Annotated in this window: 20 protein-coding genes; 1 reads left to right on the top strand and 19 read right to left on the bottom strand. The window is 38.0% G+C overall.

Annotation, left to right across the window (positions count from 1 at the left end):
* Positions 1-151 precede the first annotated feature (151 nt).
* From G7Y42_RS11870 to G7Y42_RS11845, 7 genes are all read right to left on the bottom strand, one after another.
* A complete protein-coding gene (locus tag G7Y42_RS11870; RefSeq protein ID WP_165038282.1) occupies positions 152-946 on the bottom strand; it encodes a ParA family protein in 795 nt (264 codons plus the stop codon).
* A gap of 160 nt (positions 947-1,106) precedes the next feature.
* The gene (locus G7Y42_RS15035) at positions 1,107-1,304 is read right to left on the bottom strand and encodes a hypothetical protein (RefSeq protein WP_241161955.1); all 198 of its coding nucleotides are present in this window, start codon (positions 1,302-1,304) and stop codon (positions 1,107-1,109) included.
* A 383-nt stretch (positions 1,305-1,687) separates the two neighbouring features.
* A complete protein-coding gene (locus tag G7Y42_RS11865; RefSeq protein WP_165038279.1) occupies positions 1,688-2,206 on the bottom strand; it encodes a hypothetical protein in 519 nt (172 codons plus the stop codon).
* Complete coding sequence (locus G7Y42_RS11860; RefSeq protein ID WP_165038277.1) at positions 2,199-2,636, bottom strand: hypothetical protein; 438 nt, start codon at positions 2,634-2,636, stop codon at positions 2,199-2,201. The genes G7Y42_RS11865 and G7Y42_RS11860 overlap by 8 nt, the downstream gene beginning before the upstream one ends.
* A gap of 14 nt (positions 2,637-2,650) precedes the next feature.
* Positions 2,651-2,902: a hypothetical protein gene (locus tag G7Y42_RS11855; RefSeq protein ID WP_002321890.1), complete on the bottom strand. Its 252-nt coding sequence runs from the start codon at positions 2,900-2,902 to the stop codon at positions 2,651-2,653.
* Positions 2,902-3,108, bottom strand: coding sequence for a hypothetical protein (locus tag G7Y42_RS11850; protein ID WP_053812808.1), 207 nt, complete (start codon positions 3,106-3,108; stop codon positions 2,902-2,904). Before G7Y42_RS11850 ends, G7Y42_RS11855 begins: the two co-directional genes overlap by 1 nt.
* A gap of 442 nt (positions 3,109-3,550) precedes the next feature.
* Positions 3,551-3,811 carry a hypothetical protein gene (locus G7Y42_RS11845; protein ID WP_138315046.1) on the bottom strand — a complete coding sequence of 87 codons (261 nt, stop codon included), beginning with the start codon at positions 3,809-3,811 and terminating at the stop codon, positions 3,551-3,553.
* Positions 3,812-3,964: 153 nt separating this feature from the next.
* On the opposite strand from G7Y42_RS11845, the gene G7Y42_RS11840 reads away from it, so the two are divergent.
* Positions 3,965-4,087: a putative holin-like toxin gene (locus G7Y42_RS11840; RefSeq protein ID WP_165038275.1), complete on the top strand. Its 123-nt coding sequence runs from the start codon at positions 3,965-3,967 to the stop codon at positions 4,085-4,087.
* A 159-nt stretch (positions 4,088-4,246) separates the two neighbouring features.
* Here the strand turns inward: G7Y42_RS11840 and G7Y42_RS11835 are convergent, their stop codons facing one another.
* The 12 genes from G7Y42_RS11835 to mobP2 form a co-directional block, all read right to left on the bottom strand.
* Positions 4,247-4,504: a hypothetical protein gene (locus G7Y42_RS11835; RefSeq protein ID WP_081129236.1), complete on the bottom strand. Its 258-nt coding sequence runs from the start codon at positions 4,502-4,504 to the stop codon at positions 4,247-4,249.
* Positions 4,505-4,657: 153 nt separating this feature from the next.
* Complete coding sequence (gene ltrA / locus G7Y42_RS11830; RefSeq protein ID WP_165038273.1) at positions 4,658-5,980, bottom strand: group II intron reverse transcriptase/maturase; 1,323 nt, start codon at positions 5,978-5,980, stop codon at positions 4,658-4,660.
* A gap of 586 nt (positions 5,981-6,566) precedes the next feature.
* Positions 6,567-7,052 (bottom strand): single-stranded DNA-binding protein, encoded by a 486-nt coding sequence (gene ssb, locus G7Y42_RS11825; RefSeq protein WP_002325539.1) that lies wholly within the window; start codon positions 7,050-7,052, stop codon positions 6,567-6,569.
* A 2-nt stretch (positions 7,053-7,054) separates the two neighbouring features.
* Positions 7,055-7,954: a nucleotidyl transferase AbiEii/AbiGii toxin family protein gene (locus tag G7Y42_RS11820; RefSeq protein WP_002303483.1), complete on the bottom strand. Its 900-nt coding sequence runs from the start codon at positions 7,952-7,954 to the stop codon at positions 7,055-7,057.
* 12 nt (positions 7,955-7,966) lie between these two features.
* A complete protein-coding gene (locus G7Y42_RS11815) occupies positions 7,967-8,563 on the bottom strand; it encodes a type IV toxin-antitoxin system AbiEi family antitoxin domain-containing protein (protein WP_165038271.1) in 597 nt (198 codons plus the stop codon).
* Positions 8,564-8,643: 80 nt separating this feature from the next.
* Positions 8,644-8,793 (bottom strand): hypothetical protein, encoded by a 150-nt coding sequence (locus G7Y42_RS11810; protein ID WP_165038269.1) that lies wholly within the window; start codon positions 8,791-8,793, stop codon positions 8,644-8,646.
* A 15-nt stretch (positions 8,794-8,808) separates the two neighbouring features.
* On the bottom strand, positions 8,809-10,911 hold the full coding sequence (locus tag G7Y42_RS11805) for a type IA DNA topoisomerase (RefSeq protein ID WP_165038288.1): 2,103 nt from the start codon (positions 10,909-10,911) through the stop codon (positions 8,809-8,811).
* A gap of 10 nt (positions 10,912-10,921) precedes the next feature.
* Positions 10,922-12,382, bottom strand: coding sequence for a toprim domain-containing protein (locus G7Y42_RS11800; protein WP_002305187.1), 1,461 nt, complete (start codon positions 12,380-12,382; stop codon positions 10,922-10,924).
* A 60-nt stretch (positions 12,383-12,442) separates the two neighbouring features.
* The gene (locus tag G7Y42_RS11795; RefSeq protein ID WP_165038267.1) at positions 12,443-14,815 is read right to left on the bottom strand and encodes an ArdC-like ssDNA-binding domain-containing protein; all 2,373 of its coding nucleotides are present in this window, start codon (positions 14,813-14,815) and stop codon (positions 12,443-12,445) included.
* A gap of 12 nt (positions 14,816-14,827) precedes the next feature.
* A complete protein-coding gene (locus tag G7Y42_RS11790) occupies positions 14,828-15,022 on the bottom strand; it encodes a hypothetical protein (RefSeq protein WP_002302840.1) in 195 nt (64 codons plus the stop codon).
* A gap of 146 nt (positions 15,023-15,168) precedes the next feature.
* On the bottom strand, positions 15,169-15,504 hold the full coding sequence (locus G7Y42_RS11785) for a hypothetical protein (protein WP_002296380.1): 336 nt from the start codon (positions 15,502-15,504) through the stop codon (positions 15,169-15,171).
* Positions 15,505-15,523: 19 nt separating this feature from the next.
* Positions 15,524-17,116 (bottom strand): MobP2 family relaxase, encoded by a 1,593-nt coding sequence (gene mobP2, locus G7Y42_RS11780; RefSeq protein ID WP_165038265.1) that lies wholly within the window; start codon positions 17,114-17,116, stop codon positions 15,524-15,526.
* Positions 17,117-17,118 lie beyond the last annotated feature (2 nt).

Here is a 17,118-nt window from a genome sequence, read left to right as displayed (position 1 = left end):
ATAGGTATTTTCCATAGGTATTTTCCATAGGTATTTTCCATAGGTATTTTCCATAGGTATTTTCCATAGGTATTTTCCATAGGTATTTTCCATAGGTATTTTCCATAGGTATTTTCCATAGGTATTTAGGAGGCGTTGCTTCGCTCGCCTCCTAATCACGATCAAGACATGCTTTGATCTTCTCTAACAGCTTGTACGTTTGCCTCTTAAATTCCTGATAGGGTTTTTGCTGATACTTTTCTTGTTCAAACAAATCCAATAAAGAAATACGTTGTAAACTTGCTTCATCAAATGCAGTACGATCCTGGAAATACCCTAGGAACATGTCATTCGTTGCAATTATTTGTTTAAATTGTCGTGATACATCAGTATTATGCGCAATTTGATTTCCTACATAGCGCACCTTCGCATGTACGTAGCTTTTCCCTGTGAACACATCAGTTAATTCATTGGATAGATACTCAATATGACCATTTAAATTCAACAGTGCTTCAAAGCCATCCGCACTTGGATCAGATACACCTAAAACAAGATCTGACGCTGCTAACATATTATTAGTTATGATATTACTATCATTTCGTGTATCAATCACAACATAATCATATCCTTTAAACGTATCATGTTGACGAATATAGCTGCTAAAGATCAATGTATTATTGATTCGTTGAATTAATTCAGCATTCACTAATTCTAATTCAGCTGTTCCCGCAACAAGATCTAACTGCTCTCTAACCGACATTGGTATAACTTCTTGTCGTCGAAACAAACGAGGCAATTCTGCCTGTTCCTCGATTTCTTCTGTAAAACGTTTTGTCGCGTTGCTACTTTCATCTGAATCAATTAAACATGTTTTGCCAAATCGGGAGAGATACACTGCCAACATACAAGATACGCTTGTTTTTCCTGTACCGCCTTTTTTGTTGTTTATTGTAATATATTTTGTCATCATTTTTCCCTCTCTTTATTTGTTGTACATTAAACTTTCTTTTCGTCTAAATTGTTTTCCTACTCGCACACCTTCCTTGATTTTCGTTTTATAAGACATATACTTGTAAAGCTAAATCGTTTATTTCCTGTTGCGAGCAACATAGATACTCTTCCTTTCATCAAAATAACCCTATGAAAAATATAGCTGCGATCATCTTGAATAGTAGACACACAAAGGCTAATACAAACCGCCAAAAGATCAAACAAAACACCAGTATTGCCAAAAATACTACGAAGTTTAAATACACAGCTACAGCATGACGCATAAATATTTCGCCAACAAACAGTACGAACAATAGAGGAATGATTTTATTCATATGGATCTCCTTCTCGTAATATATATTTTGAAACGACTTCCATCGTTTCAGTCACCCCTTAGGGCTATTCCTTATTAAATAACTTTTAAACCTTGGCTATTGAATTTTGTTCCTGGATAATAGACTTATGGAAACGGTCTATCGGAACACTGCTAATTTCCTTTGTAGCTATGACTACAGCAGAAAGCCTGCATCCCGACTTATTGATTATCATGCCTCAAACTCATTAGCTTTCTCTTAGGTTGTCGGCCTTTGCCCGCTTATTTCGCACCACCTAAGCGGCGGGGGCGGTTGGAGCGATTGGTGTGAAACAAGAACCATTCACTTAGTTATTAGTTTTTTGTCCTTATTTCACACATTCTCACTTTTCGGTATAAATGCTTTTAGAATTGATTACTTAAAAACTTTTGATACGGAATATGCTGGTTATTTAATTCTAATTCCAAGAATTCTGCTTCATCAAAATGATAAAGTTGATATAATTCCTTTCTTTTTTTCAACTCTTCATCACTCGGATTCTTCATTTTTTCTAGATAATCCAAATAAATATCTTTTTCAACAGTCAGGATATATCCAGAACCATTCACTACAGCAAACTCACTTTTTTGCGTCAAAAATTGACTGAAAAGAACATAATAATCATAATGAACAAATGGTTTCTGATTCAATTCTTTCATTTTTTCATCCATTAGAGCTGAACGAATCAATTGATGATGAATGAATGATTCATTTTTCTTTTCAATCAGGTTATAGCAAACAGTCCTTTCCGTTTCATTTCGTTTTTTCATATATACTTCCATGATATAGTTTGACGTTTCCAATCGTAAAATCGTTTCACCATTTTCAATCGTGGGTAATAAATGAAAATAATTGATTTTTACCTTTACTTCTAATTTAGTCATTATCTTTCTCCTCCGATTCAATTGTATAAAATGCACCATTTTTCTCGATATTTTCAAATGTTTCTAACCAGTCACTAGCCATTGCTTTTGCTTTTTTAATCTGGGCAAATTTTGCATACGTGAATTCTAATGCTTGATATTCAGAAGGTTTAATATTGCTTGGTTTTACTCCTGCTTCCAAACATAATAAAGCTTGAAAAAACCATTTTCCATTTTGCTTTTTTAGTTCTTCAAGCGTTCGATAGTAGGTCGCAATGAGGTTCATTTCGACACCTGATTCAATCATTTCTTCCACTGCGACTGACAATTTTTCCTTATAATGCTTTTTAGGTACACGCGTTTCTTGATATAGAAACGTCATATCCTCCATTTTTTGTGCCATTTTATCCAAAGGTAATTTGACAAATTCGTCATAGTAATTTTGAGCCATATTTTTTCTCCTTTTTAGTTCTCTAATTCGGTTAACCAATATTCGTTTTCATAAGTTTCCAAGTTTTCTTGATAATGCAGTTCATATCCTGCAATCTTCACTAGGTCTTCAAATAGCATAGTCGGTGCATCCTCTACTAAAGGGGTTTCTATCGTCCAGTACCGCGGAATAAGTAAAGCTTCTGCTACTTTTTCAGAAATGACTTCTTTGTCCACCAAAATTTGAACGACTTCTTTTACAGTCAATAATTTGTGCTGTGTTTTCATCAGCGTTTCTTTCCTTTCTCATCAATCAAAATGTAATCGCCATAAGACAAGGTGTATTTTTTCCCGCATGTTTGACATTGGTACAAACGATAGCTTTTGATACATTTCGCTCTTTCTCCACAGTCGCATTCGACAGTATGTGGTGCATGGTAGTTTGGGAATAATTCGCTGAAGGGAACACCCCAATAATCAAATTTCTTTCGCATGATTGATTCTGCCTCCTCTTAGGAAAGGTTTTACTTCCTTTCGTTAGTTCTTTCTTTATTGATTTGTTGGCCAGAATGAATCAACGAAAAGCGACAAGGACAAGGGCGCGCAGCGTGCCATTTACCCTTGTCCTTGTCGCTTTTTGGTGATAAAAGGCAACTTGTTGCCGGTCTGGCAAATCAATAAAGAGATAGCGAACAGGAACGAACCTTTTGGTGAGAGGAAGTTTTTTCTATTTTGTCTTGCTTTGCAAGCCCCCTTATCTTAGTGAACGTGCAACGTTCACTTCCTTTCTTCTCGAACGGCGGTGGCGGTTGGAGTGAGAGAAAGGTTTTTCAATTGAGAAGGCGCTTGTGCCTTCCTAAAAGGCCTTTTCATTTTTCTTGTTTCTATGTAAAACAAAAAGAGCTGTAATCCTCATTTAGGACTGCAGCTCTTCTTTTATATGCCCATCGATCGCGTAAAATGATCAGGGTTTCTAATTTGCATTGATTCAATGACTAGTTGCTTTCGTTTATTGAAGTGACCTGTCACTGAAATAGTATACTTGCCTTCTTCCAAAATCAGCAATTTATCCGCTATTTCTATATTGGCCACCACACAATTAATCGGTTCATGATTTGTACGTAATGTAAATCGCACAAGCAGTGGCTTTGTCTTGATCACCCGAATTTTATCGAGTAAACCAATATATTGTTCCATCACGATCACCTCGCTAAAATTATAGCAAAAACAGCTAAAATTGAGAATTTTTATTCGATTTTAGATATGCTATAATGATCAAGACAGTAAAGTTTAATGACGGTGGCGACTTCTGGAAGGTGGTGGTGCTTATGAATGTAAGTGCTAAAATCTATGAAAGGAGTAAGCCTTTTGTCCGCATATGAGACAATTCAAACCATTCTTGGTTTTGGTATGTTTGCCATTGCTTTGATTAGTTTGATTGTAAATATGCTTAAAAATGACAAAAAGAAATAACCGTCACTTTAGCGAGGATCGGTTATTTCTCAATAAATAATTAATCTGAGCCGCCGTTCTTTAAACGGTGCTGTTAATGAGGGGTTGTTCGCGCAACTCCTCTTTTTCATGTTCATTATAGCAATATTTCGCAAGAAGTTCAACGATTTCCCGTTAAACCTACATATAAAGCGGTAGAATAGCCGTAAGTATAACAGCTGTCGCTGCTATTGTGACTTTAGTCAATCGCCAAAAGGAATTATCCTTTCCTGCTCTTTTTAAAAGATAAGAACAGACAAGATACACGAATACAAGAAATAGTGATCCTTTCGCAATTCTATTTACCAAAGGATCTTCAGTGATACCCAAAGAAATACCGTCTATAAATGCAATAACGGGTATCAATAGATCCATCGTTAGACTAATGTTTTTTGCCATGCTTACTCCTTCTTTCTCGAACTGTAGAGTAGGTCGCTGATTTGAAGTTATCTCCTCAGAAACCCCTCGTCAAACCGTGCGTAAGGTTCTCCCTTACACGGCTTTCCCACCGCTTTCTTTCTTCGGCGTTATAGCTACATGAAACACAATTAGCTACCTCTTGTATCTCACGTTATCATCATTTATGTTGGTACACATTTCTCTTATGGATACCAGCCCATGATTTACGTAATACCAAGATGGCGGATGATCCCTCCATCCTTTACCAGCTTTCTTATGTTTCTTTCTAAGCATAATTGTTAGATTATAAATAACATATTGGTCTATCTGTTTGAATCGTTCTTTTGAATTTCCAGCCTTAAAGTAATTTCCCCAGCCTCTAAGAATCGGATTCAGCTGATCAACTATTTCCGGCAAATCTAAGTGTTGTCCACATCGGATAACTTCTTTTACTTTCCCTTTAATAGATTTCATCGACTTATTCGATGGATAATAGTACGTCTTCCATTTGCCAGTGGTTTGAGATTTCCCTTTTCGTATCGTGTATCCTAGAAAATCAAATCCCTCACTAGCATGGGCAATTCGTGTTTTGTCTTCATTAATTACCAATCCTAGCTGATCAATCCGTCTACGGGCGAATTCATCGTACTTTTCAGGGTTATGATGACATAAAACAACATAATCATCGGCATATCTGACAAGATGTGCGTCGTGTTTTCTATCTGTATCGAATTTATTAATCGCCCAGTACCTATCTAGCCCATTTAGGTAAACATTCGCCAATAACGGTGAAATTACGCCCCCCTGTGGGGTGCCGAGCAGATTATTCCTAATTTTAAGATTTTCCATGATACCTGCTTTTAGCCACAGATTTAGTAATTTAATAATCGCCTTATCTGTAATTCTCTCTTTAACCAAGAGAATTAGTTTATCATGGGGAATCGTGTCGAAATAACCTTTTAGGTCTGCATCGATTATCCAGTTACATCCAAAATTAAGATATTTGTATATCTCTCTTATGGCCTGATTCGCATTTCTCCTAGGTCTGAATCCATAAGAAAATTCTTGGAAATCTGCTTCGAAAATCGGTTCAATAACGAACTTGACAGCAGTTTGTACCACTCTATCTCTCACAGTAGGAATTCCTAATGGGCGTTTATTTCCGTTGGATTTTGGGATATAAACTCTTTTCACTGATTTCGGACGATATTTCTTACCTTTTAGCTGGTCTTGAATCTCATCAAGAAACTTTTGTACGCCATATTCCTCAATATCCTCAAGGGTTTGCGAGTCAATTCCCGCGGCGCCTTTATTTCTTTTTACACAATTCCATGCAGAGCTAAGAAAATCTTCTCGATAGACTTTGTCATATAAATTTCCAAACTTTCGCTTCTTATCTGCCTTGGCCGATAGATATAACTTCCGTTGGAATACTCGAACCTTTGGTAAGATGTGTATAGCCTTATTAGCAATCATCTAGTTCCTCTCCCATCGGCAAGTACAGCAGAGGTAAGGTTCCTTCCCTACATGGAGTTTTGTTGTCTCCTATGATTATCGGTACTATGAACCTCTCCGACTCCCTGTCCTTGCATTAATTAGAATTTCGGTGCTTACCTTATATCTAATCTTACCTAGAGGGATTATCTAGGACAAGGTAGGGTATCCTTTGTTCCTCATTCACCTTTCACTACATTCCATCTTCTATATGCCGAGAACTTCACTGCTGGTATCTACCAGTTGGACTAGCAGTGATTCCAGTCTTCGCCCCCGTCTTAAAGGCTCGACAGTTCTAAAACTCAACTCTTTCAGCTATACTCGTTGAGTTGACCTTAACGACACTTAATCGGAAGTTCACTTTCGTTACGGACTGTAGTTTTGCTCGCTCCCACTGGCTGAAGTAAGACCAAATCTTGTTGATTTAGCCTACGGGGGACAACGTTAGTCGGTGTCGCTTCCGCACTTGGATTGCTCCGCATACGTACACCATAGCTATCTAGACGAACTGGCTAATTTCTAGAACAGGACTCTCACCTGTTAGAATGAATGAGGCTTGACAAAGCACTCAAAACGGTAGATCATCATCGCTAATATCGATTGATTGTCCACCAAATGGATTCTGTGAAGCGTTCAATCCATTGTTGTTAGGCGTCGCTGTATCCCGTTGTTCAAAAGTGGTGGTGCTTGGACTGGTGGACGATTGATCAGCGTGCGCACGGCTTTCTGTCGCTGCTTTGCTTTCTAATAGTTGGAAATTATCGGCCACAACTTCTGTCACATACACACGTTGTCCTTGTTGGTTATCGTAGGTTCGGGTTTGAATCCGTCCGACAACGCCGATCAAACTGCCTTTTTTAGCTAATGTCGCCATCGTTTCTGCTGGTTTGCGCCAAATCACACAGTTAATAAAATCAGCTTCTCGATTGCCGTTTTGATTCGTGAAATTGCGGTTAACAGCTAGGGTAAAAGTCGCTACTGCTGTGCCACTTGCAGTATAACGTAAATCGGGATCTTTGGTTAAGCGTCCTACTAATGTCACATTATTAATCATCTTTATCTCTCCATTTCTCTATTCATCTGTTGGTGTCTTTGATAAGCTAGTTTTCGCTCTTTTTCTTCGACGTGAATCACTTTTTCCATCAAATTACTAATCGAATCCATTGTCTCATCGTACGTGATCGACGCAGCATAAGGATTGCTTTTTTGATATTTCTTCCAAGTATCTTTTAGCTCGTGACTATTTTTCAGTACATCCATATCCTTTTCATAGTAAATCTTTAACGGATCAGTTTTTCCTCGACGTGTAAATGTATTTCTCACACTATCTTTCAAGGTCTTCTCATCGATCTTCTCCATTTTAGGAATAGTATAGAGATCATAAAAATCTTTTCCTCTTGAATTATCTGTTAAAAAATCAAAGGTTGCACTTAATTTTTCAGCAATAATTTGTTCTGTAGGATAGGATTCCAAAGGAATCGTTCGATCCTCAAACATCAATTTATGACTGTGAGTGATTGTTGCAGGATAGATCGAGTCACCTGTCGTCACGTCTACCTTAAAATCTGGCCGCATGTTTTCCAAATGTGCCAGTACACGTAAGCTAAACCCTGGATAATAATCAGCTTCCCTCGTTTCTTTCATTCCTTGAATCTCAAATTGAATGCCTTCTTTCGTCGGCGTTGAAAAAATATCGTTTAGAACCGTTGTCAATGTTTCTTTGGTTACTTTCATTTCCCGTAAAGTCGTATCAATGTCTTTAGTTGTTCGATTTTCAATGCCATACTTTGAGCCAATTAAGAAGCCGCCTTTTAACACAAAATTTTCACGATAAGGAGACTCTGAGATTTTTTCCAAGAATTTTTCCATCATAAAATGTCTTAAAACAAGCTGCGGATCAACTTCTTTTTCTCTGGAAATATTCTTCACTTTTGCTTTTAATTGCGTAGGTGTCATGTGTCTTCTCCTTTAATTTAAAGCCATAATATAAGAGCGCATCGTTTTGTCTGTAGGCAAAATTCGTCGATACTCATTCAATTTTCTAAGATTTTTTCTGTCCGACTCCATGTAGTTTTTGATTGCTTTTACTTTGATTTCATCCTCAACGTTATACCAGGGATTCCAAATGTCACACAAGGTTCTTTCTGGATCATAAGCTATAACAGGATTCCCATAGCGACTCTTTATTTCGATCTTACCTAATTCATACCATTCCGCTTTTGAATAGTGTAACTCAACTGCGAATTCCTTCAACCCCTTTTCAGAAACGTGATAACCGTAAGGTACGGTTAGATCGATCTGTCTAGGGATCATATCCGTTAAATCATATAAATCCAACGCGGTGATATGCGAAATAATGCCTCGCTCATATTTCTTTTGTGCCATAAACAATTCATCAGGAAATTGACCAGGTAAGGTGAAAATACCTGGATACTCACGATCCAGCTCTCCACGATCTACCATACGTTTGATCGTTACAGGAGAAATGCCCGCTTTTTTGGCATCCTTCAAAGCCAAAGTTCCGTTAAACTCTTCTAACAGCTTGTACACCATTGCTTTTGTCATTTTCTCCCTCCTTTGTATACGTATAAACTTATAAATATAGTATAACATAAGTTTATACGTATACAATAGCCAGGAAGATTTTATCGATCTAATTCAATTTCTTTTTGAATCCGCTGCTGGTTCTTTAATTGCTGCAGTCTTCGTTTGCTGACACGCATTTTTTCCTGTTCTGAACGAATTTTGGCTTTTTGATTTTCGATTTCTTGTTGTTTGTGTGTTGTATTACGCATAAGATTAACCCTCCATTATTTTGTAGTGCGTCGTGTTCTTTTCTTGAAGTTCGTTTTTTTCTTTTCAGAAAATTCAAAGCCTGTAGTGAAGTCTTCTTTTAAAACAATCGTTGCTTCAAACGAACCCTTCTGACCTTTTAACCCTTTCACTGGTTGGCTTGTTCGGCTATTTTGAATAATCTCCTTCAGCTGTGTCGCTGTGAGTTTCTTTTTGGCAATCGTTGTCCATAATTTAAAATCACAGACTTCAGACGTACATGCTGCCACCTTTTGATAGAGTAAGACTTCTTGTTCCTGGCATTTTGGACAAATTCCTAAATGACGCGCGGCTTCTTGCTTTTCACTGGCTGCTTTCACTTTTTGTAACGTCGATCCAAAATCAGTGGATTGGATTTGCCCTGGTACGACTTCCAATAAGTGAGAGACAAATTTTTGGATATTAGCTAGAAAAGTGGTTTGTGTTCCTTTTCGTTCTCCAATTTTTAACAAGTAGCTTTCCCATTTGGCGGTCATTTCGGCGCTCGTAAGCAGCGGCTCTTTTTCCACGGCTTGGCAAAGCAAAATCCCTTTATTCGTCACCACGAGCTTATTTTTCTCTACCTTGATATATTCCTTTTGTTTCAAGGTTTCAATAATATTCGCCCGTGTCGCTTCTGTACCGATTCCTTCCACTTCTTTCAATATGGATTGCGCTTCTTCACTATCCACGGTTTTCCCAGCTGTTTTCATTGCAGTGATCAACGTACCTTCGGTATAAGGTTTTGGTGGCTTGGTTTCTTTTTCAAGGACTTGTAGATCTACCGGCACTTTTCCGATTGCTTTTAACTGAAGCTGCTGAACCTGCGTCAAGATCGTTGTTTCTTCATAGGTATATTTTTCCGCAAACATGGCCACCGTTGTTTTTAACACTTGTTCATAAATGGCCTGCTGCAGTGGACTTAGTTGTTCAAAAGCCGCTGCCGTCATGATCGTTTTTGTAGGAATGATCGCGTAATGTTCCTGGACTTTCTTGTTATTCACATACCGACTATTCGGCGTATGAATAGGGGTTGGGATTGATTCGGCCTTTAAAAAATGCTTGTATTCATCTAAATGATCCAACAGATACGCATATTCCCCTTCCGTAATATAAGGGGTATCTGTTCGCGGATAGCTTAGATATTTCCCTTCATATAGTCCTTGCATTGCTTCTAACGTATCCTTTGCACTAGCTTTCATGAGTTGGTTCATCTTAGACTGAAGGCTCGATAGAGAAAAAAGACGCGGACTTGCCGCGCTTTTTTTCTCGGTTTCGACTTCAAGAATCATGCCTGGCTGTTGTCCTACTTGAACGCCTTTTTCTTTTAAATACGCTTCAAATGCTTCTTGCGTCACTTGGGTTTCATTGGGATCAAGCTTGGCATCAAATGTGCCATTTTGAGCGGTTACTTGGGCTTTTCCTTCAAAGTAGGGTTCTTTCTTGAAGTTCCTAATCTTTTCTTGCAACTGATAAATCATATAAAGCGTTGGAGTCTGAACTCTGCTTAAGGAGAAGCTTCCTGGTATGCCTTTTTGCTGCAAGAGTAAACTATACAGTGGGCTGCCGTTCATGCCGATCAACCAATCAGCGATCTGGCGTGCTTGTGCTTCTTCAAATTTGGGATAGGTCTCTTCTGCGTCTCGTAATTGCTGGAATCCCTGATAAATGGCTTCTTTTTCTAAGGAGTTGATCCAAAGTCTTTTAAAGGTCTTTCCATGATCGGCGCCTGCTTGTTGAATGATCGTCCAAGCGATCAGTTCCCCTTCACGATCGCTATCTGTCGCAATAATAATGGTGTCGGCCGATTGAAGTTGCTGTTTCACCACCTTGAATTGCTTTTTCTTATCTTTAGGAACATGATAGTGATAATGTGTAGGGAAAATAGGCAAATGTTCTAATGACCATTGTTTCCAATTTTCATCGTACATATCGGGCGAATCTAATTCGACTAAATGACCAAAACCATACGTGATCACAGTTTCACCAGGAAACAATCGATCTTGGATTTCAAAATACCCGTCTTTTCGAGTGGCTTTAGAGAAGCTATCGGCATAAGCTTTCGCTTGTGACGGCTTTTCTGCTAAAATAACGGTTTTCATCATGACGATTTCACTCCCTTTCTTGTTGTCTGCCTTGTTGAAACAACATCGCACGTTTTTGCTTTCTGATTGCTTGTTGCTGGATCTCATGCTTCAATTGATCATTCCAATCTTTTTTCACTTCAGAAACAAATTCGTGTTCATGATTTTTATAACCTTCAAAATAGTGTTTGGCCTTCAATGAAAATTGAATTTGTTCATTAATTTTCCCTTTTCCACGATAAAAACGATCAAAATCGTATGTTCCATCAGATTTTTCACACGATTTTAGCTGCTGAGCTGCTTCTATACATTTTTCCTTTACAACAATAGATTGGGCTTTCTCTTTTGGCGCAAGTTTTTTGGCAAATACTCCCTGGATTTCACCGAACGATACGATTTGGTTAGTATCCGTTAGGTTGTTTTCGATTTTATGAATAGCCATGATTGCTTCAGGCGCAACTCTCATTTCTTTCCCTACTTCTTCATAGATTGTTTGATATTCTCTCGGTACTTGCCAATCGTTGGGAAGATTCGGTTCAAAATACACCGCTTTTCCTGTAAATGGATTCGACACACCAAGTCGGTGTACCTTATCCCAGAATACGTGTCCAGCTCGATCATTATCCACACAAATCTCAATCGATTCTGGAAATTCTTCTTTCGGCGCCAATTCTGTCACCGCTTCTCGAACATAGTGCCCCACTACTGCATCCTTCAGTCCATCCATAGAAACAAGCCACGTGTCTTTGATCGTCTCGCGATTTAAAGCAGCGTAACTAAGTAAATCAATGGGACTCTCAAAAAATTTCAGATTCTTAGGAGATCCAAGAAGAACATTAAACCCGTGATTAGGCGTAGGATTTATATCTATTCGTTTGTCAACACCCCGTTTTCCAAAACGTTCATAGTCTACGATAGTCCCTTGATAAGTTGCCCCTAATATTTGGTCTGTATGACGGTCTTTCCAGGGAAAAACGATCGCATAGTCTAAGCGATCATCTTGCACAATATAATTTTTTCGTTCATTGCGTGGCTTCATTTCCAGGATCAACCCTTGTTGTTCTCCGTAATCAATCAACCATTCAGGGAATTTTCGTTGTTCTTTTAAGTAACTTCGTCCTTTTTCTGTCAATGGTCGATAATCAATTGGGTGGTGCTTATATTCTTGTGTTTCAAAGTGAAGATTTTCCACCCGTTCCACCTTATTTTCGTCCTTTATAATATAATCTAGCGCTGCTTTAAAACGTTGCTTTGGGTTTTGAATAGAATCGTCAATAAAAAACAATTGAGTCAATTCAATAATATCCCCACCAATACCTTGACTGTTCCAATAAAATCGCTGTTTTCTTCGATCGAAAACAAAAGAATCATGGTCTTCTAAACGATAGTCTCGTCCTTTATTGACTACCGCTAAACCATTGTTTCGAGCAAAATCCACAATATCCATTTGCTTGCATCGATCAATAAGACTCATTTTTTTCTCTGTCATTTTCAAACCTCCCAAAAGAAAAAAGACTATCCATTTTTCAGATAGTCTTTCTTGCTTGTTTTATACTCGTTCTTTTTGTGACATTTGTTGTTCATAATAGATTTCATTTTTTCGTTTGGCCACTTCTGATACAGTTTCTAGTGAAAATCGGAATGGATTTCCTAGCGCAAATTCTTCTGAAGGTAAAGCCGTTTGGATCTCTTTCCCATAACTTTTCCCTTTTAGAATCACTTGATTATGCTGCGGATCTTCAATAAACGCCGCATCCTTCAAATGTAACGTTCGACCCGTATCTTCTTCCATGACTTTCCCGTCTTTCTTGTCGATCCAAAGTGAACCAACAGGAACAATATTCTTTTGTTCTGCCGTTTCTACAGTATTTTTATGCTCCTGCTTCACTTCTGCTGGTTGGATCTCTGGTTCTCTTTCTCTGTATTGATTGATTTCATTAGAAATGGTTTGAATGAATTCATTTGCGACACGGCTGACATCATTCATGATTTTCCCACGTTCCGCAGCTTCCTTATCATCCAACGTCTGACCATTCTTTGTCCATGCTGCAATATAAGGAATAGCTTTCTCCGACGTGTCCATTCCAAAATGTTTGCACACAATATAAGAAGTCATTTCTGCCTGCAATTCTTTAGTTGCGGTATCTAATTCTGAAAATTTGTGCATTCTTGCATGGGCTAATTCATGAATACTTGTAGCTAAATGCTGCGTAGGAGTATTTCGAGTATTCATGACGATTTCTTCTTCGCCAGTAAATTCGTTACGAACATACGCCCCACGTGCTTGTCCTAATTCTCTTTGATAGACTTCACTTTCTGTCATATCTCGAATTTGTATTCCAATATTGTTGGCTACCGCTTGAATCCCAGCTTGAAGTTCTGACTGTCCTTTTTTATCCAATTGAAAATCAAAGACACGGTTCGGAAAGATCTTCGGATAGTCTTCAGGTTTTAACTGTGTTTGTGTGATATCAAACACTTTTTCAATCGTGTAGTAAGGTTTTTTGATCACTTCGATTTGACCACTTTCGATTCGTTTTTTATCTTCTGGTGTAGCTTCTGTTTCTCGAACAAAGCCACGTCCTTTCTCATAAAATCCTTTGACCGTTTTTCTGACAAAGATCTTGTTCCCTTGTTCCCCTTTTTTGATATAGATTCCTTCTTTTTTCAACGCGGCACGACCTAAACACGCCGTTGCGCCTGGGAATTGTTCCTCGATCAATAATTGATTCCTAAAGGATCGTTCTGGAAAACGAGACATAAAGTTCAGAAGTTCTTTGACGTCTTCAGGAGAATGGGTATGTTTTTTCACCGCATCCAGCGCCTGTTGCGAAAGTGATTTGACTTCTTGCTTAATCTCTTCTGCCGTTCGTTTTTGATAGCCCTTTTGTTTTGTTTTTGTTTCTTTCGACTTAATTTGTTCTTTCGAAACAGGTTCATTTTTGACCGATTGTTTTTGTTCCTTCTCAGGTACTTGTTCGCACAATTTTGCTAACTCTAAATAGATGGGTTGATTACTGTTGACGCCATCCCCTAGATCCATTCGGAACTGATCGACTACTTCTCCGTTCTTCACTTCTTCAAAATAGAATTTATAATAACCTGCTTCTGCGGCGTATTGGTTATCCAACGTTTTGAGTTGATCGATCAATTCTAATGTTACGATCTCCCCACCATAACTTTTCAATCCTTTTTCTGGATCATTTTCGTTGAATTCTACTCGATAGAAATGATCGTTTTCTTTCTCCTTCAGAGAATCAGTTGGTGCAGCCTCTTCAAGTAATTCACGAACAGCTGCTTTTTCCTCTTCCGACGTGGCTTGGTATTTTTTTGATTCCTCAAATCCCCCGTTTTCATTCAGTTCTAAAGCGACTTTTCGATAGCCTTTCAGAAAATAAATGGTCGGATTTTTTTTCCATTGCGTCACTCGTCCGCTGTCAATGATTGCTTGTACTTCAGGAAGAAGGTTTTCTTTTCCTTTTTCTGATCTTTCTTTCAGCTGTTCTAATGTTTCCAATTTCCGTTGGTATTTTCGGATCGTAGCGGCTGAAAAAGTCGATTCACCTTTTTCAAAGCGTTCGATTTCTTCTTTGATTCTTGGAATATTCTCGATCGTCATATCCAGTCCGCCGTACTTGTTATAGCCCATTTCCTTTAGCTCTTCTTGTCTTTCAAGTTTTTCTACTTGTTTTTCTTGTTGCTTGATCTCTTCTCTCAGACTATGCACTTTATTTTCGATTCGCTCTTGTTGCCTAAACCAAGAATGCCCATTTCTCTTATCGTTCATTGGTTGACCGTTGGTCTTTCTCTGGTGTTCAAACATCTTTTCAATTTGTTCGTTTAATTCATTTTGCAATCGTACTAATTTTCTTTTGGATTTTCCCAAACGACTATTGTCTAGTGGTTCTTTTTCTTCTGCCATGTCCGTTTCCTCCTAAACAAATGGATAATCTTCTGCCGCATCGACGAACGTCTTCGTAGTCAGATTTAACGTTAAAATATCGCCACTTTGATAAGCTTTTGCCGCTTTGTCTGTGACGACAAAAGCTCTGCCCGTTTGAATTTCTGTCACAAAAACGAGATTGTCTCTGCTTTTTTCCACAACAACTCCAATCGTTGAATAAGCCATTTCTTCTTCCTCCCTTCTCTTTCTTTTGATATAATGTAGTCGGAAATCGCACCACTCATTGAATTGGCGGAAAACAATTCATTGAAAAAAAGAGTCCTGGACAAATTATGTTCAGGACTCTTTTACTTCTTTTATTCACTTAACAACTAACATTCTGTGAGTGAAATAGACTCTTCAATGCTTTTACACGGGAAGTTATTGATCCCCTCTTCATTCATTTCCCAAGTAGTATAATAAGGCGCTAACTTGCCCTCATATTCTTGAATGATAAAATATTTTTCACCGTTCACATGATTACAACAGTACACACCAGTAGCTGGGTACTCAACAACTAAAAATTGATTTGGATCAAACTGTTCGTTTCTCAACATTTCTCTTATCTGAAACAAATGCTCTTTTTCTAAACAATCGGGAAGTTGTTCGATTCGTTCTTCTCTTAATGATCCTTCTATAACTTTCCATTGATCTAAATATTGTTTCATTGCTATTCCTCCTACTGTCTTACTGTCTTTCTTGTTCCATTTGAATTCTTCGTTGTTGCTCTTCGTATGCTTTACTTGCGTGGTATTTTTCTTCATGGGCATTAATCGTTCGATTTAATTGACGCAAACTCCGTTGCGTGACAACTCTTTGTTGGAATTGTTTCCTGCGCTTCATGAATTCTTCGTAACTATATTTGTATTCATTCGTTGGTAACTGTTTAAGCGTTCGAAAGGATCGTTCATTGTAAATAGATTGCATCTGATCGACACCTTCTATTAATGGTTTTATTTGACTATCTTGTCTCTTCAGTTCTGTTAGGATGGCATTTCCTGTGCGCTTTTTTAAATCAAAGAGGGCGTTTTTTTCTGCATCCTTTGATTCTCTCTTGCTTTCCCCATAAAGACTTTTTGCTTCTTCTTTCAATGCTTTTGAAATCTGTATATATTCTTGGTATTCAGGTTCTTTTGTTAAAACATATTTGGTTAACTCATCGAGTTTCTCTCTTGTGTATGGTGAAAGTTTGGTTCGTTTTTCATCCCCGTAATTCCATTCCGAACGTTTGTCAGGTAGGGTTTTATATACTTCATTTAATAAGTTCATTGCGTGTCGATCGTAACGCGCTGGCTCTTTTACCACTTTTGTTAAGGTGTTACGCAAATCACTTTTCCGCGTCAATAAATTTCGTTTCTCCATACCAATCATTCGATCCTTTTCATAAGAAAAACGTTCTAACTCATGTACATAATTGGTCTTCATTGCGTCTAATGTTGCTTGTCTTCTCTTACCTTTCGGTACGATATAACTCACACCATTTTCAACCTCCGTGTAAGGTTTACGCGTATTTTCTTTTTCAACAACTGCAAAATGAATATGGATATGTTTGGTATTACGGTGAATCGTTGCCATCCAGTAGCCTGTTTCGTTCAGTTGCTCTTTCTCGAATAATGTCTCCATCATTTTTCTTCCAGCTACTTTTAATCCTTCTTCATCTAAAGTATCTGTTTTGGGATCGTACAATCCTATTTTTTCAAGGTACGAATTATCATGAGAGACAACATCTTGATAAATGATTGAGCCTTTTTGTTGTCCTCTTTGGAAGATTTGCTTAATCTCCTTCAGATCACTTCCTTTCACTTCGTCTGAAGCCATAGAAAAAACTCCAGGAAGGTTTCCTGAAGCTTTTTTGTGTGGCTCTGTTTGATATTTTTTTATTGCTTGGTTCAAGCGTTGGTATTCTTTTTGTTCACTTTGCGTCAGTTCTTTCTTTTGTTCTAACGCATAGTGACGGGTCATATAAGAAAGATATTTGGTAAAATCTTGTTCCTCTAACTTGTCAAAGTTGATTCCATTTCCCAACAAAGATTGAGCTTCATTCGACGTTTCACTGAATTCTTTACCCGTCTTACTCTCCGAAAAAGTTTCTCCTTCAGGAATATAAAAATCCTCTAAAGCATTCTTGATTCGTTGCAGTTCCTGTTCTTCGTCGGGCGTGCGTCGTTCCTTTTCTTCCAGCGCTTTTTCTCTTGTCATATAATCAATGTATGTTGAAAAAGATTTTTTATTGGGCAAGGTAAATTGACAAGTGAGAATGACTGCAGGCGATTTATTCATCA

The sequence above is a fragment of the Enterococcus sp. ZJ1622 genome (genome assembly GCF_011038845.1).
Lineage (GTDB): Bacteria > Bacillota > Bacilli > Lactobacillales > Enterococcaceae > Enterococcus_B.
This window is presented reverse-complemented; position numbering and strand designations above follow the sequence as displayed.